18 protein-coding genes and 1 riboswitch are annotated in these 22340 nt (G+C 42.0%); of the genes, 3 read left to right on the forward strand and 15 right to left on the reverse strand.

Going from position 1 to position 22340, the window contains the following annotated elements:
* Window positions 1-171: 171 nt before the first annotated feature.
* The 10 genes from ACQV1I_RS15500 to ACQV1I_RS15545 all read right to left on the reverse strand — a co-directional run bounded on the left by ACQV1I_RS15500 (window position 172) and on the right by ACQV1I_RS15545 (window position 9349).
* Window positions 172-1938, reverse strand: a complete 1767-nt coding sequence (locus ACQV1I_RS15500; protein ID WP_116334069.1) for an aromatic amino acid hydroxylase — start codon at window positions 1936-1938, stop codon at window positions 172-174.
* 411 nt (window positions 1939-2349) lie between these two features.
* Window positions 2350-3258, reverse strand: coding sequence for a hypothetical protein (locus tag ACQV1I_RS15505; protein WP_116334070.1), 909 nt, complete (start codon window positions 3256-3258; stop codon window positions 2350-2352).
* A 110-nt stretch (window positions 3259-3368) separates the two neighbouring features.
* Window positions 3369-4418 carry an ABC transporter substrate-binding protein gene (locus ACQV1I_RS15510; protein ID WP_116334071.1) on the reverse strand — a complete coding sequence of 350 codons (1050 nt, stop codon included), beginning with the start codon at window positions 4416-4418 and terminating at the stop codon, window positions 3369-3371.
* A gap of 42 nt (window positions 4419-4460) precedes the next feature.
* A complete protein-coding gene (locus ACQV1I_RS15515; RefSeq protein ID WP_236645787.1) occupies window positions 4461-5306 on the reverse strand; it encodes an ABC transporter permease in 846 nt (281 codons plus the stop codon).
* Complete coding sequence (gene tenA / locus ACQV1I_RS15520; protein WP_116334072.1) at window positions 5270-5959, reverse strand: thiaminase II; 690 nt, start codon at window positions 5957-5959, stop codon at window positions 5270-5272. Before tenA ends, ACQV1I_RS15515 begins: the two co-directional genes overlap by 37 nt.
* A 24-nt stretch (window positions 5960-5983) precedes the next feature.
* Window positions 5984-6667, reverse strand: coding sequence for a thiamine phosphate synthase (thiE, locus tag ACQV1I_RS15525; protein WP_094699666.1), 684 nt, complete (start codon window positions 6665-6667; stop codon window positions 5984-5986).
* A complete protein-coding gene (locus ACQV1I_RS15530; RefSeq protein WP_018670535.1) occupies window positions 6664-7440 on the reverse strand; it encodes a thiazole synthase in 777 nt (258 codons plus the stop codon). The genes thiE and ACQV1I_RS15530 overlap by 4 nt, the downstream gene beginning before the upstream one ends.
* A gap of 4 nt (window positions 7441-7444) precedes the next feature.
* Complete coding sequence (gene thiS / locus ACQV1I_RS15535; protein WP_236645788.1) at window positions 7445-7660, reverse strand: sulfur carrier protein ThiS; 216 nt, start codon at window positions 7658-7660, stop codon at window positions 7445-7447.
* Between the two features lie 97 nt (window positions 7661-7757).
* Window positions 7758-8453: a thiamine phosphate synthase gene (locus ACQV1I_RS15540; RefSeq protein ID WP_116334073.1), complete on the reverse strand. Its 696-nt coding sequence runs from the start codon at window positions 8451-8453 to the stop codon at window positions 7758-7760.
* Between the two features lie 311 nt (window positions 8454-8764).
* Window positions 8765-8874, reverse strand: a riboswitch (TPP riboswitch).
* Window positions 8875-8992: 118 nt separating this feature from the next.
* A complete protein-coding gene (locus ACQV1I_RS15545; RefSeq protein WP_018670532.1) occupies window positions 8993-9349 on the reverse strand; it encodes a hypothetical protein in 357 nt (118 codons plus the stop codon).
* Between the two features lie 544 nt (window positions 9350-9893).
* On the opposite strand from ACQV1I_RS15545, the gene ACQV1I_RS15550 reads away from it, so the two are divergent.
* The 3 genes from ACQV1I_RS15550 to nadE all read left to right on the forward strand — a co-directional run bounded on the left by ACQV1I_RS15550 (window position 9894) and on the right by nadE (window position 13051).
* Complete coding sequence (locus ACQV1I_RS15550; protein WP_236645789.1) at window positions 9894-10220, forward strand: hypothetical protein; 327 nt, start codon at window positions 9894-9896, stop codon at window positions 10218-10220.
* Between the two features lie 81 nt (window positions 10221-10301).
* Entirely contained in the window at window positions 10302-12065 is a 1764-nt protein-coding gene (locus ACQV1I_RS15555) for a UbiD family decarboxylase (RefSeq protein WP_116334074.1), read from the forward strand.
* Between the two features lie 158 nt (window positions 12066-12223).
* Window positions 12224-13051, forward strand: coding sequence for an ammonia-dependent NAD(+) synthetase (gene nadE, locus ACQV1I_RS15560; RefSeq protein WP_094699661.1), 828 nt, complete (start codon window positions 12224-12226; stop codon window positions 13049-13051).
* 209 nt (window positions 13052-13260) lie between these two features.
* Here the strand turns inward: nadE and ACQV1I_RS15565 are convergent, their stop codons facing one another.
* The 5 genes from ACQV1I_RS15565 to essC all read right to left on the reverse strand — a co-directional run bounded on the left by ACQV1I_RS15565 (window position 13261) and on the right by essC (window position 22324).
* A complete protein-coding gene (locus tag ACQV1I_RS15565) occupies window positions 13261-14262 on the reverse strand; it encodes a lipoate--protein ligase (protein WP_116334075.1) in 1002 nt (333 codons plus the stop codon).
* 53 nt (window positions 14263-14315) lie between these two features.
* Window positions 14316-15221 (reverse strand): LysR family transcriptional regulator, encoded by a 906-nt coding sequence (locus ACQV1I_RS15570; protein WP_116334076.1) that lies wholly within the window; start codon window positions 15219-15221, stop codon window positions 14316-14318.
* Window positions 15222-15385: 164 nt separating this feature from the next.
* Window positions 15386-17503 carry a WG repeat-containing protein gene (locus ACQV1I_RS15575; RefSeq protein ID WP_116334077.1) on the reverse strand — a complete coding sequence of 706 codons (2118 nt, stop codon included), beginning with the start codon at window positions 17501-17503 and terminating at the stop codon, window positions 15386-15388.
* 184 nt (window positions 17504-17687) lie between these two features.
* Complete coding sequence (locus tag ACQV1I_RS15580; protein ID WP_018670524.1) at window positions 17688-17954, reverse strand: WXG100 family type VII secretion target; 267 nt, start codon at window positions 17952-17954, stop codon at window positions 17688-17690.
* Window positions 17955-18103: 149 nt separating this feature from the next.
* The gene (gene essC, locus ACQV1I_RS15585) at window positions 18104-22324 is read right to left on the reverse strand and encodes a type VII secretion protein EssC (protein WP_116334078.1); all 4221 of its coding nucleotides are present in this window, start codon (window positions 22322-22324) and stop codon (window positions 18104-18106) included.
* Window positions 22325-22340 lie beyond the last annotated feature (16 nt).

Below are 22340 nucleotides of genomic sequence, written 5' to 3' on the forward strand. Positions count from 1 at the left end.
AAGGACGGCTAAGGCTTTATCAATTTACGCTTCCACCATCAGAACTGATTGTTGATATGAAGCCAGATATAATTTCTCTCCATACAAGATACAAGCAACCTTATAATCAGCTCTTGGCATTTCATAACAAAGACCGCCTGATAAAGCAAAGCCCCGGCGGTCTTGTTTTTGTTACCTATTTTCCAGTAGTGATAGTCCGTTCGCAATTAAAATAGCTAAATCATGATCAGTGTCACCAATTGCTTTTATTTCGGAGTGCAGTCGCTGGCAGTCCGCTTCTGGAAAATGATGACGCAACATCATTTCCAGAATTTCTAATCTCAGTAGCCAATCGTTCGGATAAGAGGCATCTAGTTCTTGCCTAATCGCTTGCAAACTCTCTGGCAGTTCCTCTTCAGCTCCTTCTTCTGTCCGCAAATTACGAACAATTTGATACAATTGTTGCTGTCTTTTTTGCTCCTTTGTGTAAATGGGACGACGGGTTTGTGTCTCTGAGGGTTGATGAGTACCTGATTGAAATTTTTCACGATCAGCTGCTCCAGCATAGACAGAGATGATCTCAGCTCCCACTGCCATATCATAGATACCCCATTCAGCCTGGAACAATACACGTTCTTGATAACGTACGGTACATTCATCGAACCCAATTAATACCACTTTATCCTGCTTTTGATCAATATAGGAAACACGCCCTACAACTTCAACTCCAGAAGCAAAACAGACCACCGTTTTTTTACCTACAACTAAACCATAGGCCTCAAGCTCTGCATCAGTCCAATTCTCTAATGGCTTTTCGATCCCTTTTATTTTACCAATCGGAGAAGAAAAGCCATGACTATGATAGGATTTATCATGCCCGACCAACTCGATATCCTGGAGCGCAAGGGCAGTAGGTCCTTCTGTTGCTAAATAAATGGCTTCCCCCTGTTCATCCGAGATAGTATGATGCAGGGTGCCGCTTACCTGTAGACCAGAGCTGTACACGCTGGTGGTAATTTGACCACTATTAACCGCCTTATGCAAACTTTCCGTGCCACCAAGATGCAAAGCCATTCTCTCTTTCATTTCAAGTACGGCTTCAATTAACTGATCAAAATCACAACAAACAAACAATTGAGGCTGAGGTTTGGTGATATCAAAATCAGTTTCAATACACGCATCGAGTGAAAATGGGATTTTTTTAACTCCATCTGTTAAGCAACTCATGCTTTCCCCAACAGAGGACAATAACCCAGCTCCATAGATTTGCGGATTATTAACATCTCCAATTAAACCGTATTCGACTGTCCACCAGTAGAGACGGGATAATTGAGTAGCTTCCGAAACCTCCGTGACCGCCTCTGTTTTCTTAACTAGTTCTTCTTCTGCTGCAAGCACTTGTTCCTCAGTTGCATTGATATCCTCTTTTACGATCGATAAATAGCGGATGGCTTCATATAATTCATAATCTGCTCTTGATGAGATGGCTTTGGAACCAATTGCTCCAAAGATTTTGAGATATTCACGATATTTTTCATCTTTAATGATCGGTGCATGCCCGGCTGCTTCATGAATGATATCAGGTGCAGGTGTATAAGCCACATGATCGTAAGTACGAATGTCGCAAGCGATTGGGAGGATATTATGAGCCTGGAAGTCAAAGAAGGCTACCGCTGGTATAAAACCGTCAATACTTACTGCTCCCCACCCAATTTCCGATAGGCACCGGTTCATTTCCCGAATATTCGGTATTTTTTCAATACTGATACCAGATGCTTGTAAGCCTTCCAAGTACGCGGTATGGGCTCTTTTGCCTAGAAAATTATAATTTTGACGCATAACGTATCGCCAAACTGCTTGATCTATCGGTGTATACTTGTCATAGTCCTGGTCGACAACAAATTGCTTTAAATGAATAGGTATGTTGACCAATGAAAAATCAGATTCAATTTGACTCATAACTCTGTACCTCCCCTTAGAAAATAACGGTATTTCCGGCAATAGAAAGCGCTATCATTAAGGTTTACTATATCATCTTTTTGTAAGAAATGGTGTAAAAAAGTTTGCCTATCAAAAGCCCAATTCCTATGTAACTGTAACGCGTCGACGTATATATAATGAAAGATGTTACTATCCATTTTTAGGAACATTTTTTCATTTCTAAACGGTATAGTTTTATGTTACAGATCAATTAGTTTAGGAGGACGTTAAAATAATGAGGCCAGAAATATTTCCTTTTCCAAAAACATGTTACGTCTATCCAACGAAATGACCGTAAAAGTTGAAAACAAACAGACCCCAATCCAAAAGTAAGATTGGGGTCTGTTTTGTTGTGACCACTAAGCTTCCTATATGAATTCTCCCAACATGTTAATCCTTAGAGGAACGCCGACTCTGTTGTTGCTCTAACATAACATCCATCAATAAATGATCTTGTAATTGATCCATCGGGTCGATTGTTAACAAGGCGGAGACAGCTGCAAGCGCTGCACGCACCGTCTGATAAGAAAAAAAGGCATCCCGTTCCTCTTCACTGTAACTGGAAATATCCGCACTTCTAACCGGGTAGGGAAAATCAGCCTCCACTCCCGCCCTATCCATTACTACCAGCGCCTGTTTAATAGCTAAGATCGCTGCACTCACACTTAAAGAGTATTCCTTACGCAGATCATCCCAAACCTCAAAAGCAGTTCGCTCTGTATGCTCACCATTTAAACGTGTTATCATGCCACGTTTCCTTCCCTCCTGCAACAGCCAGTCCACCAAAATGTCTGGATGGGGTGGGAACGAGTAGTATTGCAATCGCATCTCTAGCTCTGTAGGAAAATTACGAGCAAATCTGGCATCCTCCAGCTTCATCTCATATCGCCTGGACGGATGATTTGGTACCATAACATATACAATCCCATCACGAATAGCCGTAATTTGTAGCTTCGTCCGGGCTGGTACTCGAGCTTGTGGTGCTTTTTCTCGACGATAATTACCCGGAATTAATTGCTCACCAAATAAATGATATTCTATAGGGGCATCAATCCATGGTATTGGTTCTCTTGTTTGAATTTGATACGTACCGCTAAAAGTTATCCATTCGCTTGGTCGATGCTGATATCGAACCAATATCTGATGTTGCTCACACTCCGGCGCCACTTCTTCTTTATCTGTATGAACAGGATGGAGGCGATCATGTTGCAACATGAATCCATCTTCTATGTTTAGACGCTCCAGTAATTCGCGTCTGGATACTCGCTCATAGCCGATGTGATAGATGTTTTTTTTCAAAATGATGTACCCCCCATAATTACTCATATTCCTTGGAAAATCCATATTGAACAGACTAGAAAAAGCGCCATGAACAGGCGCTTTCTCCTTCATTTCTTCTTAATTATACATCATTTTTCTACAGGAAGAATCTCCTGGGCTGAGAAAGTCTTTGGAATCAGCTTCTTAGCTGCCATCCAATTAATGACCTGTTGCCATTGGGCTGTATCCTGGCTCCCAAAAGGTTGGCCCTTAGCATCCATCATGGGGAGTAGGATCTCAAGGCTTTTTTGTTCAATCTCTTTATCTAAAGGAAATTCTTTGGCTTCGTGTTGTAATAGTCCTTCCAGTGCTTCTTTTGGGTGAGAAACAACGTAAGCTTGCCCTTTTTGTATCGCTTTCTGGAAGCGATCTAGTGCCTCTCGCTTTTGTACTACCGTCTGGTCACTTGTGACCAGCACCAATTCATAATATCGAGGTATACCATAATCAGTCAATCGAAACAGACGAACAGGCACATTGTTTTTTTCTAAGATCAACTGCTCATGATTTATATACCCACCAATGGTAGCGTCTGTTTGCTTAGTGGAGAGAGCTGGGATTAATTGAAAACCAATATCAGTAAAACGAATGTTTGATGAATCTCCTCCGTCAGTTTCCACCATATGCCCTACAACCTCAATATCGAGTGGAAGAGCAGGATATCCCACATTTTTATCAGCCAAATCCTTAGGTCCTTGAACGGTACTATCCGCCCTTACCATTAATACATTCAACGGTTCACGAACGATAGCCGCTAGCGATTTAATTGGTAATCCTTCCGCCTTAGCCTGAATTGCCTGCGTTTGGTAGCTAATTGCCATATCTACCTTATCAGTAGCTGCCAGCTTCAATGGATCATTGGCATCCGAAGGCATTTTTAGCTCCACCTGTAAATTAGCATCGCGAAAATAACCTTGTGATTCTGCTGCATATAAAAAACTGTGAACAGCGTTAGGATACCAATCTAGGGCAACTGTGAGCTTCACTGGTGGTTTGACATCTGAAGTAGAGGTAGCTACATTTTCTTTCGCAGGTGTAACATTAGAAGCACAACCTGTAGCTAACACGCTAATGCCAGCCAACAAGATTAGTAGCCATTTTTTTACATATACCCTTCTATATTCAATTGATTTGTTCATTTGATTTTCTCCCTTATATCTAGATGTTTCATCCGCAACAGATTATTGTCGGGTCTCTTTTCGATTACGATTATAGGTTAGAAAGCGTTGTTCCAACAGATTCATAACCAAAAATAAACCAATGCCCAGCAAACATAATAAAAGGACAGAAGCAAATAGAGCAGGTGCCTGAAAATTACCGGAAGCTCGCCTGCCAAAATAGCCGAGACCTGCACTTGCCCCTAGCCATTCACCCACTGTCGCCCCCGATACACTAAAGGTGGCTGCTACCTTAACTCCGCTAAAGAAGGAAGGCAACGCACTAGGCACCTCTAATTTGCAAAAAATTTGCCAACGGTTTGCTCCAATCATGCGAAAATAGTTACGCTGTTCGGTATCCGTAACAAGCAATCCGTCATACGTGCTTACTACGATTGGAAAAAAGGTGAACAGTACGACAATTGCTACTTTTCCCGGTAGCTCATAGCCAAACCACATCATGAAAACGGGCGAGAGAGCCAAAATAGGAATGGTTTGCGAGATAATAACATGAGGGTACACTACCTTTTTCACTCCCTCATGTAGATGCATACATATGGCAATTCCCGTTCCTACGAATATCGAGATTACGAGGCCTACCAACGCTTCCTGTAACGTAATCCACAGATGTGTAGTCAACAGCTGACTGCGTATCTCCCAGAAAGCAACAGCAATAACAGAAGGTGGTGGTAAGATGAATCTAGGTAGCTCAAGTAAGCGACACCCGCCTTCCCATAACAAGAGGAAAGTGCATAAGGAAGCGAAAAACCATCCCACATTCCAGTTCTTTTGCCAGACCTTTTTTTTGATCTTTTGACCACCTTGCCTTTGTATTACGGCCATATCTGTTCCAAATAAGCCATATCCCAAAACAAATACTCCATTTTGCATGTGGCGATAAAATGTTGTTTCATTCGAGCAAGCTCCTGTTTGTTACTGTCACGGGCAATCTCATCAAGTACACCTTTGAGCCAGTCTGTCGAGACAGCAAATTCATCCGAGCTATACATCCGCACCCACTCTCCATACTTCGGATGATCGATTACTCCCGATTTTTGCGCTAATCTTTTACCGATTTCTTGGTAGCTCCACATGCACGGAAGCAAGGCACTTACCGCTTCTCCCAAGCTTCCTTGATGAGCTATCTGTAGCATATAGCTTGTATAGGCAAGCATGACGAATGACGGTTCGGCCGTTTCTAATTCATTGTGGGAAATGCCTAGTCGTTGAGCATATCCGCGATGCAAGGACATCTCCTCTTGTAATGTTGATGTCATGATTTGAGCAAATCGACCGCTCCAGTCGATCCGATTGGCCTTAACGCTCGCGATCGCGAACAGTTTTGCATATTCCTGTAAAAAGAGATAATCCTGCTTCATGTAGTGGATAAACGCAGAGACCGGTAGATTTCCATTAGCAATGCCAGTAATGAAAGGGTGAAGATGTGTCTTTTCCCAAATCGGCTTGGCTTCTGTGTACAAAAGCTCTGTAAAAGAAGCTACTTCTATTTCTCGCGTATTCATCTGCTTACGCCCCCTTATTCAAATTCATGTATAACGGTGATTTTTATGAAAATGATAAATGAAATCCTGCACTGCTTTTTTCGTATTAGGTGCCTGCGTAATCGCTGAAATGACCGCGATAGCATCTGCTCCACTTTTTCGCAAGTAGCTAGCATGTTCTGGCCTAATTCCGCCTATAGCTACAATGGGATACCCACCCACAAATTTGCGAATAGACGTAAGTCCATTCGGACCAATTGGCTCCCCAGCGTCCGCTTTACTTTTAGATGCATACATAGGCCCTACCCCTAAATAGTCAGCTCCATGCGTAAGAGCGATCCGAGCCTCCTCTAAATTACCGGCTGATATTCCAATGATCATCTCAGGAGAAACCAATTGTTTAACTTGAGCAAACGGCATATCCTCATGTCCTACGTGAACCCCGTCAGCCTGAACCTTGCAGGCCAAGCTCACATCGTCGTTAATCAGAAAAATGGCATTGTATGTATGACATAGCTCTTTCATACGGATCGCAATTTTCTCTCTTTGAGTAGCATCGGTGATGGAACCAGCTCCCTTTTCTCGCCACTGAACACATCCGACTCCTGCTTGAAGAGCATCTGTCAAAATACGAAACATGTTTTCAACGGAGTTCCCGCAGTCTTGACTACCTATTACCAAATAGATACTCCACCTTTGATATAAGGTAGCTAGGCGAGCTAGCTTCATGTCAACATGCCTTCTTTCGGACTGCTGGCAGAAGCATAGCGTTTACGGGGAATGCGACCTGCTAAAAAACCTTTGCGGCCAGCCTGAATTCCTAGCTTCATCGCTTCAGCCATTCGTACAGGGTCGTTTGCTAACGCTACTGCTGTATTTAATAATACGCCGTCAGCTCCTAGCTCCATCGCTTGGGTCGCATCTGATGGTGAACCAATTCCAGCATCTACAATGATAGGAACTGTTGCCTCTTCCATCATGATGCTAAGATGCAAGGGATTAAGAATACCTTGGCCAGAGCCAATCGGTGATGCACCTGGCATTACGGCATGAACTCCTACTTCTTGTAATTTCCGTGCGAGAATAGGATCATCATTAGTGTAGGTTAAGACAGTGAAACCTTCTTCCACCAATAAAGCAGATGCTCGCAGGGTTTCTATTGGGTCTGGCAATAATGTTTTTTGGTCGGCAATTACTTCTACTTTAATCATGTCGCATAAGCCACTTGCTTTTGCTAAACGCGCAATGCGTACTGCCTCCTCTGCGGTTGTTGCTCCTGCCGTATTGGGAAGCAGTGTATACGCTGAGAGGTCAAGGGATTCTAAAAAAGTGGGCTCATTTACTTTCTCCAAATTTAATCGACGAACTGCAAATGTAATAATTTGTGCTTCAGAGATCGTCACTGCTGCTCTCTGAATTTCCAAATCACGAAATTTCCCCGTACCAATTAAAAAACGTGAGGTAAATTCATACTGTCCAATTCGTAAAGTTGTATCTGTCATCGTTTTATCCTCCTCCAACAAAATGAACGATTTCTATTCGATCGTCATCCATAATGGTTGTTTGGGCATAGCTGGAACGATCAAGGATGATCTGATTGTGTTCAACTACCAGAATTCTTTGCTCCAATCCATACTGGATAAGCAATTGTTCCATAGTCGTATTTTTCTCTACACTAGTTGTTTTCCCATTAACTTGAATCTGTACAGTGTTAGTTTGCAAGGGTATCCACCTCGTTTTAATTCGTGAATGTTTTTCCTCTTCATCCTTTTTCAATCGTTTGGTCCACTGAATTGAAAAAAGGAATGGATAGGAACAACTACCGGATAAAATATCCTGCTGATTCATCAAGCTGTTCACGATACTCTTTTATCCTGTTTTGTGGTTGTGTTGACCGCATGATACCCGACATAACAGCGATGCCATCCGCTCCAGCTTCTATTACTTCCTTTACACGCTGAGGAGTTATTCCGCCTATCCCGATCAGTGATATGTTAGAAGCTAGCAGTTTTCTCATTCGCGTTACAAACGGAAGACCACGCGCTTCTACACCGGGCTTGCATTCTGTTACATAGACATGACCTGCTAAAACAAAGATTGGAATACGTCTTGGGAAAAAGACATTCCCTGACGATGAACTGTGCTGGTCAGGAGTTGGCTGTAAATCCGCCTGTACAGACAAACATTCTTGTTCGTTATGAATCGAACACCCCAGCAATTGATCCGAGGACAGTATGCGACTTGCCAAGCTGGCCCTCATGCTATGCTGTCCTAGCTGTACACCGCCACAATGATAAGCAATTGCTAAATCTACACGATCATTCACAATGATTCGTTCCCTTGGAAATACATCCGACAGGAGTTTGATCCATTCTTCTATTTCACGTGCTGTGCGCTGTTTTTCCCTGATGTGAAGATAATCAACTCCTGCCTGCTCTGCCTTCTGAATAATAGGCAACGTTTCTCCGAGCGTTTGGCACCCTGTGGTAATGAGATGAAGTGATCGTGCTCGCAAAAATTCAACTCCCTTCGCAAAAATATTTTCACATGCATGTCTCTTGTGCTGTTACACTAACCTCCAAACCGATCCTAACTGGGAACATGCATGAAAAGACGTAAAAAAAGCCTCTGCTTCTTTTTCGGATGGTACCGAATAGATAGCGGAGGCTAAGCTGAACTGGCTGATAGAAAGTTGATTACGTTTTCCAACTTACTGCTTTTGCTGATGTATACTATAAATCAGCTACGGGTTGTGTTTTTACAAAAAGAAAAACCACCCGTAGCGGATGGTTTCGTATGCATCTGAAAGAACATAGGTATCTTCACTCTGTTCTCGCGCCCTCTTCCTCCGCTGGTATTAACCAGATCAGGTTCAACGGTCAGTAACACATCTCGTTACAATCTCAGCCGACAGCTCGGCCCCCGCTCGGTACAAAGTTATTAAGTTTTGAATTCGCTCTTACAGTACCACGTCACTACTTATTTGTAAACAGATAGATTTTCTTCACAAAAAATTCTGCGTCCTTTATCCACACCAAGTGATTCACCGCCACATTAATGTGTGATCATTCCCTTATTCATTGCCTGCATACACTCTTCTAACCATCCCAGAGCCTTGGCTTGCTCTGGTACTTCTCTTACTTCTCGGTATGCTTGTTCTACCAGCTTTTTCACTAAAAATAAACTGGAGAAGTCTAACGCCATCACCACTTGTTTAGGCGGTTGCGTCTGTTCTTTTAAAGCTTCAACGCCATCTAATAAAACCGCCGCCGTCTTTTCAGCCACCTCATTTAGTTGTTCATGCTGTCTTAATTCATCGTAAAAACTATCATACAAACGGCACAAAATTAAAAATGCTTGTGTGCTAAGAACCACTTCGTTTGCATGTAGGTGCATCATTGAGTCTTCCACAAGTATGCCTCCGTCTCTTCCCATCTATCTGCCGTAGATTTATTTTTATTATACCATGAATGTTTCCTCTAGGTGGCATTTTGCCCAGTTCTAGCCTGCTATTGCTGTACATCCATTCCAAATTATAATAATCTCATTATTACAAAAATAAATGATAGAATTGATGATTTATAAAAGTCCCCTCCTATTTTGCTAAAAAGGGGACTTTCTCGTGTTCTACAAGCCTTCTATTCTTTATGGGTGTTTCCATTATCGCGAATATTACTGTTTTGATCGTTTGTATCTAGCGTTTTACCTCTGTTTTTTGCCTTATTTTGCGACTTGTTGTTCTTACTGGACATCGTTTTTACTCACCTCCCGATTAATCGGCTTAGTTTCCCCGATGTGAGTGAAAGTTACACATGAAGGTGCACTCTCCTTCGCTAAAAAGCTCCTTCTGCAAATGTACAGCACTCTATAAAAGATTTGCTTCTCTGATAAATACTTTTTATTCTACTTGTAATAAAAACATTTCGAAATTTCGCTTAAGATAGGTGGGAATTACGTGCTCGTTATTAACCCCATTCAATTAGAAGGATCTCTCGTGGTAATCGAACCACTACAACCAGAACACGAAGCAGAACTTCAACACGTCGGAAGGGCAACGAGAACTCACAACGTGCTATTCGTCGAATCGGTGCCACCTATAAGAGAACGCTACGCAAGCATATGCGTCTGGTATGGCTATGTCCGTGATACTGTTATGTTTTCCATTATTGATTCAGAATGGCCTCAAGTAAAAGAGAAGCTAGCCATTAAGTGCAATGCCCATAGGAAAAGTACATTCTTCTTCGAAAAACCTCCCTATTTCGCTCATTTTGTGCAATCTTAGGCTAGATCAATGCATCCAGTTCGTGTACAGTTAGGAATAGATATCAACAAGCGATGATAGATTATGAGGTGACCTCTTTTCATGCATACAAATTTACGAACTTTTATCCAACAACTGCGCGATGAAGGACAACTAGTCCAAATTGACACTCCTGTCGATCCTTATTTGGAACTGGCAGAAATTCATCGTCGTGTGATTGATGAGCAAGGACCAGCCCTTTTGTTTACGAATGTTAAAGGTAAAAGCTTTCCTATTGTAACCAATCTCTTCGGAACCCGTGAGCGGGTCGATATGGCATTCGGTCCAAAACCGGAAAAGATTATTCAACAATTAGTAAATAATATGGACAAACTAATGCCCCCTAAGCTCTCTGCTCTTTGGGGATTGCGTGATCCCTTGCTAAGTGTCATGAAGACAGGTACAAAAAACGTATCTCTGAAAAATGCACCTGTCGCTCAGGTACATACAACAGATGTAAATTTAAACGAATTACCTGCTATTACTAGCTGGCATGAAGATGGGGGACCATTTGTTACATTGCCACTTGTCTACACAGAGCATCCTGTCAATAAAGAGCACAACCTGGGAATGTATCGTATTCAGCTATATGATGAAAACACAACCGGTATTCATTGGCAGATTCATAAAGGTGGTGGCTTCCACTATTACGAGGCGGAAAAACGTAATCGGGCTTTGCCGGTAACCCTGACAGTAGGAGGACCACCTGCTCTAATTGTTTCTGCTATCGCTCCATTACCAGAAATGGTACCGGAACTTATTTTCTCCTCCCTCTTAATGGGAGAAAAACTAGGAATGACCGAAGTAGATAATCATCCACATAAAATTATTTCGGAAGCAGAATTCGTGTTTGGTGGTATTGTCCCTCCACATGTTCGCCGACCCGAGGGACCGTTTGGCGACCATTTTGGCTATTATTCCCTAGCTCACGACTTCCCTGTCTTCCATGTGCAACAAATGTGGCGCAGAGAAGATGCGATCTATCCAGCTACTGTGGTTGGGAAACCGCGCCAGGAGGATTTCTTCATTGGTGAATACCTTCAAAGCCTGCTGTCACCACTTTTCCCTGTCGTTATGCCTGGAGTTAAAGCACTTTGGACATATGGGGAAACTGGCTTTCATGCATTAGCAGGTGCAATCGTGCGCGAAAGCTACTATAAAGAAGCAATGGCCCATGCTTTTAGAATTTTAGGTGAAGGTCAGCTCACATTAACTAAGTTTTTGATGGTAACAGATGTACACTGTGACCTGTCTCAGTTCAGTAAGTTCTTAGAGATCGTGTTAGCTCGTTTCCAACCCGAACGTGATCTATTGATTGTCAACGATACCTCCAACGATACACTTGATTATACGGGACGAAAATTTAACCATGGTAGCAAAGGGGTTATGCTCGGTATTGGTGATCCTGTTCGTGACCTTTTACACACATACAATGGACCAGATATCCCGCGTTTTCCGCATGTGGAAGTCTTTTGCCCCGGTTGTCTCGTGATTTCAGGACCAAAATTTGAAGATGATCCGCAAATAGGTGAAGGGTTAATAGCCTATGCGAATGAACATTTAGCTGACTGGCCGATGATTTGTATCGTTGATGACGCTGCTATTTCCCGCAAGGAAAGTAGCTTCCTCTGGACCGTCTTTACTCGATTCGATCCAGCAAACGATCTATATGCCAAATCAACTATTGTACGCAATAAAATCCGTTATGAGGGCCCATTAATCGTAGATGCTCGTATGAAACCGTTCTACCCAGCGGAAGTAGAGACACGTCCAGACATTGATAAATTGGTCAGTAGTCGATGGAAGGAATACTTTCCGCATTTATAAGCGATGATCTTTATGTGCGACTTATTCATCTGCGTACATGAATTAGACAACCTCCTGCCCCAGTTGACGGGTAAGGAGGTTTTTCTGTTGCCAGATTTACTTTGCAAGGAAACCCATATAATATAAAAGAAGAGAGTCGGAGCAATGGAGGGATAAGCATGCGACAAAAACAAATTCAAGCGGAACTGGATGTGCAACCGACCATCGATCCGCAACAAGAGATACGATCACGAGTAGAATTTTTAAAAGAATATCTACTTGCGACACACACCAAAGGCTATGTACTTGGTATTAGTGGCGGACAAGATTCTTCGCTAGCAGGTCGTCTCGCCCAATTAGCTGTGGAAGAGATTCGACAAGAGACTGGCAAGGATTATAGCTTTATCGCTGTTCGTTTGCCATATGGAGTTCAACAAGATGAAGATGACGCCCAGCGTGCTCTAGCTTTTATTAAGCCTGATCGCACGGTAACGGTTAATATAAAACCAGCTGTAGATGCTTCCGTGCAAGCCTTTGAGGAAGCCACTGGGGAGCAATTATCTCATTTTCTTAAAGGAAACATTAAAGCACGCGAACGTATGAAAGTTCAATATGATCTAGGTGCCCACTATCAACTATTAGTTATTGGAACAGATCATGCGGCTGAAGCTGTTACTGGCTTTTTCACTAAATTTGGAGATGGCGGTTGTGATGTAACACCGCTCACAGGCCTAAGCAAACGACAGGGTAAACAGTTACTACAGGCTCTTGGTGCAGAGGAATCCCTCTATGTCAAGATACCTACAGCAGATCTTGAAGATGATAAGCCGCTTTTACCTGATGAAACAGCTCTTGGTATGTCCTATGACCAATTAGATGATTACTTGGAGGGGAAATCCGTTCCAGGTGATATTGCTGAAAAAATTGATCAACGTTTCCTACGCACGGCTCACAAGCGACATCTTCCAGTTACTCCATTTGATACATGGTGGAAGGAACAAAAATAAAGGCCGTTACATAGCTAGGAAGGTAAGATCATACTTATCTTAACACGTTTTACATGAAATCTCCCTATCAAGCAGGTTAGCAAGTTGGTGTCGCTAACCTGCTTTTTATTTACATGGCAAAAAACAAGGTGAAATACAACACCTTGTTTTTTATACAAGCCTTCTCATAAGACCGTGGTTTATATCTATTCTACTTCCTCACACGTTCACTATTCCTGTTCATGATCAAAAAACAGCGTCAATAGCTCCTCGACAGTAATGGCCCCAAAATAGGTCGGTAAATGAAGCGACTCCAACACCTCACGGATAGCTTTCTTCTCCATCGGAATATCAGCGAGCTTTTGCTCAATATCAGCTACTTCACCTACTCCGAAGAAATCACCATAAATCTTAGCATGTTTGATTTTTCCCTTTTCCACATCGAGGCGAAGCTCAATCGTTCCTACCGGAAAGCGTTTGGTTTGTTGAAAATTACTCTTAGGTGATTTTCCATAATTCCACTCCCAATTTTGGTAGCGTTCCTTAGATAACTCATGGATGTTTTTCCAATCCTCTTTTGTCAACACATATTCACTCACTTCACCTTGAGCAAATATGGATTGTAAAATTTGTTGTTTAAACTCTTCAATCGTCATTGGTTTCTGTAAAAATTCTGTGATATTGGCAACTCTACTACGTATTGACTTAATGCCCTTTGATTCAATTTTTGCCGCATTCACCTTCAGTGCAGCTACAACATTCTCCATTTCAGAGTGAAACAGGAGAGTTCCGTGGCTAAACATACGTCCTTTTGTGGAGTATTGTGCATTACCAGAAATTTTGCGTTCACCTACTTGAATATCGTTACGCCCACTTAATTCAGCCTCCACACCCATTTCCTTTAGAGCTATTACGACTGGTTCCGTAAATTTTTTAAAGTTATGAAATGACTTTCCGTCGTCATTGGTAATAAAACTAAAGTTTAAGTTGCCTAGATCATGATAAACCGCACCACCGCCTGATAAACGACGCACAATGTGAATATGATGCTCGTCCACATAGTCTGCGTTAATTTCCTCAATTGTGTTTTGGTTTTTACCAATAATAATAGATGGTTCATTTATGTAAAATAACAGATAATCGTCATCTGCCGGCAGGTGTTTTAAGGCATATTCCTCAATAGCTAGATTAATTCGTGGGTCAGTGATGCCTTGATTGTCAATGAATTTCATGTAGATGCCCTCCAGTGCCAGTTATCAGTAAGAATGATTTTCACTCTATTATCTCATCTCTTACTCTGTTGCTCAAGCTCTGGAGATTGCAATATCATGTCTTCGAAAAGGAGAGCCGCCCTGCTTTTGGGCCTACCTTTTTTGGTAATAAGCGAAAAAAGACGTTTGTGTCGCTTTGAACTGATAGCTAGCGCTTTGCATTCTTTCAAAAAAACTTCGCGTTTCGCAATCAATCCTGAAACAATTGAAATGCCTAATCCGGCCATTACTGCTTCCTTAACTGCTTGGCTACTACTAAATTCATAATAACGCTTTACATGTATACCTAGCTCTTGAATAATGCTATCGCTTTGCTCACGTGTACCTGATCCAGACTCGCGAAAAATCCACACTTGATTCTCTAAATCTGCTAGGTTCGCAACTTTTTTTCGTGCCAAAGAGTGATCATTTGGAACAAGCAACACCAATTGGTCTTCCATAAAAACTTGCACATCAACGTCTAAGCTATTGCTAGATCCTTCAATTAATCCTACATCAATTTTCTCATCTATTAATGCCTCAATTATTTCTCGAGTATTATTAATTTTTACCTGCGTCTGTACCTTTGGATACTCCTTTGTATACATAACCAATTGCTGAGGCAAAAAATACTCTCCAACCGTATAACTTGCACCTAATGAAAGGGGACCGCTTACTTCCTGCTTGAGGGCTTGTAGTTCCAGGCGTGTTTCATCTACTGCATATAGAATCTGCTTTGCTTTCTGATAAAATAGTTCTCCTGCTCTAGTTACCCTCACATGTTTTGGCGAACGAATAATAAAGCTGGTATCGTATTCTTCTTCTAAGTGACGAATATGTAGACTGACCGCTGGTTGCGACAGATTAAGCTCCTCGGCAGCACGGGAGAAGTTTTGCTTTTCTACTACTTTTACAAAAATCCGTAGAGAATCGAAATTCATGGCTCAGAAGTCCTCCTCTGGCTTGTTTATTCTCTTCCTTATTCAATATCAGCACCAATTCTCCTCCTAAGCCCTTACAGGAAGGGATATAGGGTCATTTTCTTATGCCATCAGGAAGAGGTGATAGCTAACTAGATTAGGACTTTTGAAACAGATAAGAATGACTATTCAATATGTAATTCTATCCCCTGAGGATTAATTACTACATTCTCTCCGTCCTTCTTTACCGTAGCTTTCCCATTTTGAAAGCTAGATGCCCAATCGTAGTTTAATGGAATGACTACCTGACCTGAAGTATTCACATAGCCAAATTTACCATTCTGCTTAACTACAGCAAAGCCTTCCGAAAAAGCCAATGCATAATCATACTGATAGTCAATCACGATGTTAGTAGCTCCAACTGAATCTAACTCGACAAATCCCCATTTCCCTGCTCTCTCTCTTGGGATAAGAGTAGGTTGTTTCGGTTTTGAAGTGCTACTTTTAGGCTGAACCCCTACCTTGTCTTTCTCTTGTGTATGTAACGATATTTTAGTAGGTGTTTCTTTCTCTGCTCTCGTTTTTCGCTGTGCTTCTTCCTTTACTTGCAAATCTTTCTTGTTCTTTTCTGTTTTTACGATAGTTGCTATTTTTTGAGTTTGTTGCTCATTCGTCTGTTCTTTCTTCCCTTGTTCTGCATTTGCTTTTGTATCACCCTCAGCTTTCGCTTGCTGCTCTTGCTGAAAGGCTACCTCTTGTAGTTTTTTAGTAACCTTCCCCTGTTCCAAGGTCTCTTTTTCCAAACGCTCCCGAGCTTCCTTGTCTTGTTTTTCTTTTTCTACATGTTGTTCCATCTGCATTGCAATGACTGCTTGCGTCTTATTCCTTTCATGGACCCACATAAGCCCACTTACTGCTACGAGGGAAAGGGCGACAGCCATTCCTATTACAAGCTGTTTTTTACCAATGTTGCTCTGAAATTCCGTTCTATTTGCAGCTGTAGATTGGGATGCTTTCTCCTCTCTAAGAGGCTGTGTTGATTTTATTCTTGTTTCAAGCTCAGCAATTATCATCCATAAATCTTGAGCTAGAGCATGCTGTGGTTCTAGTTGCTTCTGCACAGTTCGATAGATTTCGATCGCACGTTCCCATTCTCCTTGTTCTTCCCATTGCTTAGCTAGTTCCATTTTTTTGTATATAACAGGTAAATTCGCAAAATCACCTTGTGCGTTCTCTCCTGCTTTCAAGACTTCCGGAGCAAGCATTCGTTCAGTTTCAAGGTCAGTTAGAGGAATCACCACTTGCGGTATGGTCGTCTGTATCAGTGATTTATCAGTTATCCTCTGTTTTTGGGACCCTGATTCTCCTGCTTCTTCAACATCCATTAATGCGAGTAACCATTCCCCAAATGTTGGGCATTCGTTTAATTCCTTACTATTCCAAGCGCGATCAAGCAAGGAAGCAATCTCTTCCCCCCAATAATTTCGAATAGAATCTAACAATAACGGATATCTTTTTGCGCTGTGAGGAATTTCTTCCGGATTGAAATAACTTTCTCCCCAAGCTGCCTCCCTGACAGCTTCATCATACCAGCCTACTATCTCCGCTAACAAAATAGCTCCGGCGAAACGATCCGCATATTTACTCCATAACCCTGTCTGAGAGATTTGTGGGAGAGAATAGCCAGGAGATGCTGCAAATAAGACATCAGGCCGCTCCAACCCCGGTCCAAATAATTGCTCTACGTCCACCAGCTCTACATAGGAAAAGTCATCTTCTATATGATCCTTAATTAGACCTGGCAAAATTAAGTTGGGACCAGATAAATCACAATGAGCCAATCCTTGTTGTTCCATCGTCGATAAAACTTTAGCTAGTGAACGTGCTAAAGTTAAGCAGTCTGCTCGACTTAATGCCCGTTTATCTAATATGACATCCATCCAAGTAGGGCCTTCTATCCAGGGCATGACCACAGCATACATCAGATCGCGATGCTTACTTAACATCTCCCCATGTTGCTGAGGTGTTAATATAACTCGATCACATACAGATAGCCCGGGGAAAGTAGCAAAATCCCTGATTTGTTCAGATAGATATACCTGCTTCGGATCTTTATATTGATGACGAAACACCTTTAATGCTTTCCACCTAGACGCTGCTTCTTTTTGGGAAATCAATTGATAGACAATTCCTTGACGCCCTTCCTGACCATAGGGAACATGAGGAGCGACTGGGTGCTCGCCGATTGTATATGTAGTACTGTGTAGTTGAAGCTCTTCCTCTACTCTCGGCTGAAATACCATGAGAGCTCCTCCCTTTCTTGCATCGTAATATAAATAAAGTAGACAATAGACCTTGGAACGCAGAAAACAACAACGGCGCGTTCAAAGGAAAATGAACTATTGATTTCAGTGTTAGGTTTTGTCTCACTGAGAAAAGGACTAGGCTATCTTTCCCACCTAGTCCTTTTTTGCTTCTGTTGCTTTATTAAGAATCCGCCTGACGGAACTTCGTCGCAATAGCATGTAACTCATGTGATATACTTTCAAGCAGTAGTACAAAACCAGTCATTTGCCTGTTCGCTTCCTGAAATTCTTGGAAGAATTTTTGCTTCGCCATCCCGTCCCACTGGCCTTCCATTTGGTGAATTTGTTGGTTTAGACGATCTATCACCTGCTGACTTTGTTCCTTGCTTTGCTGAAATTGATTAGCTACTTCATCCACTTGATCAGGCGAAATTAAAATGCGTGACATGTTCCTTTTCCCCCCAAGTCGTTCACATTCTCTTTTGTCCTATTGTAGCCTAGAGTATTTTTAGAAACAATTCCCATTTTTTCAGTAAGCCGATTTAGAAAGAAACACCTATGTTCACTTGTAGTTAAAAAGGACTTTCGTCTTAGTTTTTAACTATAAATATTATTGTATAAATCTCTAGGCCTACAAACATCCTCCCGTAACCATTTTTGATTGATAGTTACAATGAAATCTTGTAGGGATCGCTCCTCATCAAAGGGCACAGCAGCTTTGACCCGTTGATAACGCCTTTTGGCAAAGTAACCTTGACCCGGTGGCAACATTTTGTTGAAGGTAGCATGTGGGTAATGACTAGCTTCAGTCGATGGGATTTTAAAAAAGGCTAGATCACTTGCATCAATACTGCCAAATAAAAAGCCTGTTTGCATGTTTTTAATCTCGGATAACCAATCGTTACTGCTAAATGGAAAATCAGCTGGTACCCCAGAGATAATTACATACAGATCACGGTTTCTGCCTTGTCGAATTAACTGCGCCAATTGATCCTTTATCTGATAATCTGTTGTCTCTTTAAAAAATAAATCTGCATCATCAATTACCAGCAAAAGAGCTGGCTCCTTATCGTTTGAAAGTTGTAATGCCTCAACTGTTTTTGATGATTCTACCTGTTTAAGCAATTCATCTTTCCACATCTGATTAGAAATCTGTTGTTCTCTCACAGGAGATTGATTTTTTAGATGCTCACCATGATGCTGACGCATTTTTATTTTAGCGCTTAAAGTAGTAAGCAACTCTCCAAGCTCGCTCTCTCTAGTCGCTCTCCCCTGTATGTGTGGCAAATTATTTAGAGACATCAAGTTCATGGAAGAAGCTCGGTAATCAATGAAGTAAATTTCCAGGTCTTGTGGAGAAACCTGATGGCATAGAGATAATACCCATGTCATCAAAAAGGAGGTTTTTCCCCCTTCCATCGGACTACCAACCACAAAAAAAGGGCCTTCTTTTAAATCTACTTCAAAGGGAGTTAAATCATCTACATAAATACCAACAGGTACTCTGAGTGAACGAGAAGGTGAGGATATCGTAATATCTGGTATCGTAGAGATAGAGGATTTATTACTAGTGACAGGTTCTATATCAAATAACTCCTCCAATAAAACCACTTCTGGTAGGGACACAATTTCTTTTGGACGCTCCCCTTTCCAAGCAATGCTCATCTGCTCCATTACGTTACGAAGTCGAACGGAGCGTTGCATATCGTCTTCACCAGCTATAGGAAAAGCAGTCTGAAACTCCAGTGGTGGTAATTGCCCTTTCACTAGCCCTCTTCCTTCTGGTAAATGGACAGGTGGTTTTGTGGGACGACCCACCGCAAAATAATAGTCGCTTGGATCAGATAGCTCAAAGGCAACTCCCAGAGAAAAGTTACTTCGTATTCTCTCCAAAATATCAGTAATCCGATTAGCCGTCACTACGAAGGAAAGACCTACGCTTCCCCCTTCTCTTAACAGCTGCTCCAGTTGATCATTCTCATAGGCATACTGATTTCGGAAGTTTAAATAACCATCTATGCACACGACAATTCTAGGCACGGTAATCCCCGTAGACATTTGATACGCTCGGAGTGTTTTCACGCCGCTATTTGCAAGTAACTCACGGCGTCTACTTACTTCCTGAAGCAAATAATGAAATAACCGTTTGATTTTATCTGATTCATTGTCCAAAATGACGGAGCCAACATGAGGTAAGTACGAAAAATCTCGCAACGTTCGTCCAAAATCCAACAAATATAAGTGAAGGCGTTCCGGAGAATGACGAGTCGTCAAAGAAAATAGGAAGGTCTGCAAAAAAGTAGTCTTCCCTGTTCCTGGCATACCATAAATAGGTAAATGCCCATCCTCTAGTGATACCAGCAATGGCTCTTGCCGCTGATTCGCCAAATCGTCTACCAAGCCTACAATCGCTGAAAGATTTGGTACACCGGCTACCCACTCCCTGCCATTCCAGCCATATGTACAATCAGAAATATCCTCCAAAGAAAGCTGTTGAGGTAATGGAGGAAGCCATGGGCCGGGCAAGCGACTGATCCCTTCTTGCTCTGCTATTCCTGCCAGATATTCCATCAGGACCTGAAGTTGCTTTTTTTGTTTTCTGGTACGATTTATGTTTACATTTTCTTGTATCTCGCATTTCGTACGTTTTCCACTTAATGAAATCTCATAAATCTCCAGCTCATTTTCGTTACGCTTCTGATCTGCATGATAAGGCGCACCACTCCAAGCAAACTGGAGCAAATCAAATTCCTCATTACTGCCCACCTGTAAGTAGCCACGCCCAGGCGTTGTGATCCATGCTGCATCCGGTATCTTTAGCATTTCCCGACTGTCTGCATCATCCTGAACTCTTAGACAAATACGAAAACGGGCATTACTCCATATCTTATCATCGACAACACCACCGGGTTTCTGAGTAGCTAGGATTAAATGGACTCCTAGTGTTCTACCAATGGTTGCAATTGATATTAATTCATTCATAAACTCCGGGTGCTCTTTTTTTAGTTGAGCAAACTCGTCAATAATAATAACCAAGTGAGGCAGAGGATGAGTCATTCGCCATGCTGTTTCATAATACTCATCAATGTGCTGAAGATCTCCCGCTTCATTCAAGATTTTTTGCCTACGGATTAACTCGGCTCGTAACGAAACCATTGCTCTTTCTAAGAGTCGGTCATCCAGATTGGTAATAGAGCCAACTAAATGTGGTAAATCTCTAAACGTGTTAGACATTCCGCCGCCTTTATAGTCAATCAATAAAAAAGCCATCTCATGAGGATGATAGTGAACTGCTAGTGATGCCACGATGGATTGAATAACCTCGCTTTTTCCAGAACCTGTCGTACCAGCTATTAATCCATGCGGACCATGTCCACGTCGCTCTATTTTGTCATGTAGATTTAGTAGAATTTTTTTTCCACCCGTTCGCACTCCAACTGGAACTGGTAATGATTCAGGGAACCGATTCCCTCGCCAGAGAGTAGCTACATCCAAATCTTCTATTTTTTCAATACCCAATAGGTCAAACAACGGTAATAGCTGAGGAATTTCTGCTGCCGTAGAACGCTTTACCTTCAGACTTGCCATCATTCGTGCAGCATGCTCCACTGTATCTAAAGGAAGAGCGTCTACTGTAAATGCAATCTCTCCATCTCCAATGCCAGTAGCATCACCTGTCACAGTTTCCTTACAGGTACCACGATCACCCTGCACTTCAACAATTAACTGACACTGCATAGGCAACGAGTCTTTACTATCCGCCAGTAAAATCGTACATGCACCAATTGCTTCTGCCTCTTTTAAAAGTAATGGCAAAATAGGCTCGTCCTCAATTAGGTGGGGAGCTGACAGGATAAACACCCAGCAAGGTAGCTCTACCGCTTTACGAAAATCAGTATCCCTCTTCATTTTTCGTCGGTTTAACTGACTGTACAAAAAGTCTAGTAGTTGATGAGCGTTGCCTTTTTCCTGGGCAACAAACCGCAATGTCTGTTCATCATTCCAAGTATGCGGTAACCAGCGTAGCCATTTCCATTGCTCCTCTTCCCATTCTGGATAAAAGGTAGCGATTTTCACTTCATCAGGAGAGTGGTGTGTAACCATCTGCAATACCATAACCCTGATAGCATTCAGAACGGCTTCCTGCTCACCTACCACGCCTATGACTTTAGATTGAAAGAGGGGGAGTTGGATAGGAACCGACTCAACCCTTCCAAAGGTTCGAGACAAATTTTGAGCTTCTTCAACTAACGGATCTGTCTCATAGCCTTCCTGTTTTGGCACTATAATCTGATAGGTAGCTGGTAGCGTTCCTTCTCCCATACGCAAACGTAAAAAATCCTCGTCACGTGTGGATCGCTCCCATAAAGAGCTGTTTCTCTCTTCTATTCGCTGTATACACTTCCATACAGACGGGTTCAATTCGTGCATAATGGTTCGCTGTTCCTCTTGTAGCTCTATTAATTCCCGTCTATGTTTCTCCAACTCTTCTTGGTACTGATTGGTTCGTGTTTCTACCTGTCTACGATAATTCCTCTTGTTATAAAGATAGGTAAACACCGGAACCGTATATGAAACAATCATAGCGCTCATAAAAATCATCTGAAATACGAAAAAATTCTTGTTTCCCGTATTCATTCTCGATCCGATATATAAATAAGCAAAAAGCGAAATTCCCGTTATAATGATGGGAATTAAGATAGAAATGATAGAGAAAGCAGGCGGTTGGGGAACAAGAGGTGGTCGATGGATTTCTACTGTTTGTTTGGGTAATGTACGCTTTAACCGTGGTGATCGCTGAAAATAGTCATAGGCCATTCCTGCTCCCCCCTCC

The organism is Brevibacillus sp. JB24b (assembly GCF_051713385.1).
GTDB classification, from domain to species: Bacteria; Bacillota; Bacilli; order Brevibacillales; family Brevibacillaceae; genus Brevibacillus_B; species Brevibacillus_B laterosporus.

Excerpts from the sequence above, each read along its gene's own strand:
- ACQV1I_RS15500 (WP_116334069.1), bottom strand. The coding sequence starts at position 1,938 with ATGAGTCAAATTGAATCTGATTTTTCATTGGTCAACATACCTATTCAT.
- ACQV1I_RS15510 (WP_116334071.1), bottom strand. The coding sequence starts at position 4,418 with ATGAACAAATCAATTGAATATAGAAGGGTATATGTAAAAAAATGGCTA.
- tenA (WP_116334072.1), bottom strand. The coding sequence starts at position 5,959 with ATGAATACGCGAGAAATAGAAGTAGCTTCTTTTACAGAGCTTTTGTAC.
- thiE (WP_094699666.1), bottom strand. The coding sequence starts at position 6,667 with ATGAAGCTAGCTCGCCTAGCTACCTTATATCAAAGGTGGAGTATCTAT.
- ACQV1I_RS15530 (WP_018670535.1), bottom strand. The coding sequence starts at position 7,440 with ATGACAGATACAACTTTACGAATTGGACAGTATGAATTTACCTCACGT.
- ACQV1I_RS15555 (WP_116334074.1), top strand. The coding sequence starts at position 10,302 with ATGCATACAAATTTACGAACTTTTATCCAACAACTGCGCGATGAAGGA.
- nadE (WP_094699661.1), top strand. The coding sequence starts at position 12,224 with ATGCGACAAAAACAAATTCAAGCGGAACTGGATGTGCAACCGACCATC.
- ACQV1I_RS15565 (WP_116334075.1), bottom strand. The coding sequence starts at position 14,262 with ATGAAATTCATTGACAATCAAGGCATCACTGACCCACGAATTAATCTA.
- ACQV1I_RS15570 (WP_116334076.1), bottom strand. The coding sequence starts at position 15,221 with ATGAATTTCGATTCTCTACGGATTTTTGTAAAAGTAGTAGAAAAGCAA.
- ACQV1I_RS15575 (WP_116334077.1), bottom strand. The coding sequence starts at position 17,503 with ATGGTATTTCAGCCGAGAGTAGAGGAAGAGCTTCAACTACACAGTACT.
- ACQV1I_RS15580 (WP_018670524.1), bottom strand. The coding sequence starts at position 17,954 with ATGTCACGCATTTTAATTTCGCCTGATCAAGTGGATGAAGTAGCTAAT.
- essC (WP_116334078.1), bottom strand. The coding sequence starts at position 22,324 with ATGGCCTATGACTATTTTCAGCGATCACCACGGTTAAAGCGTACATTA.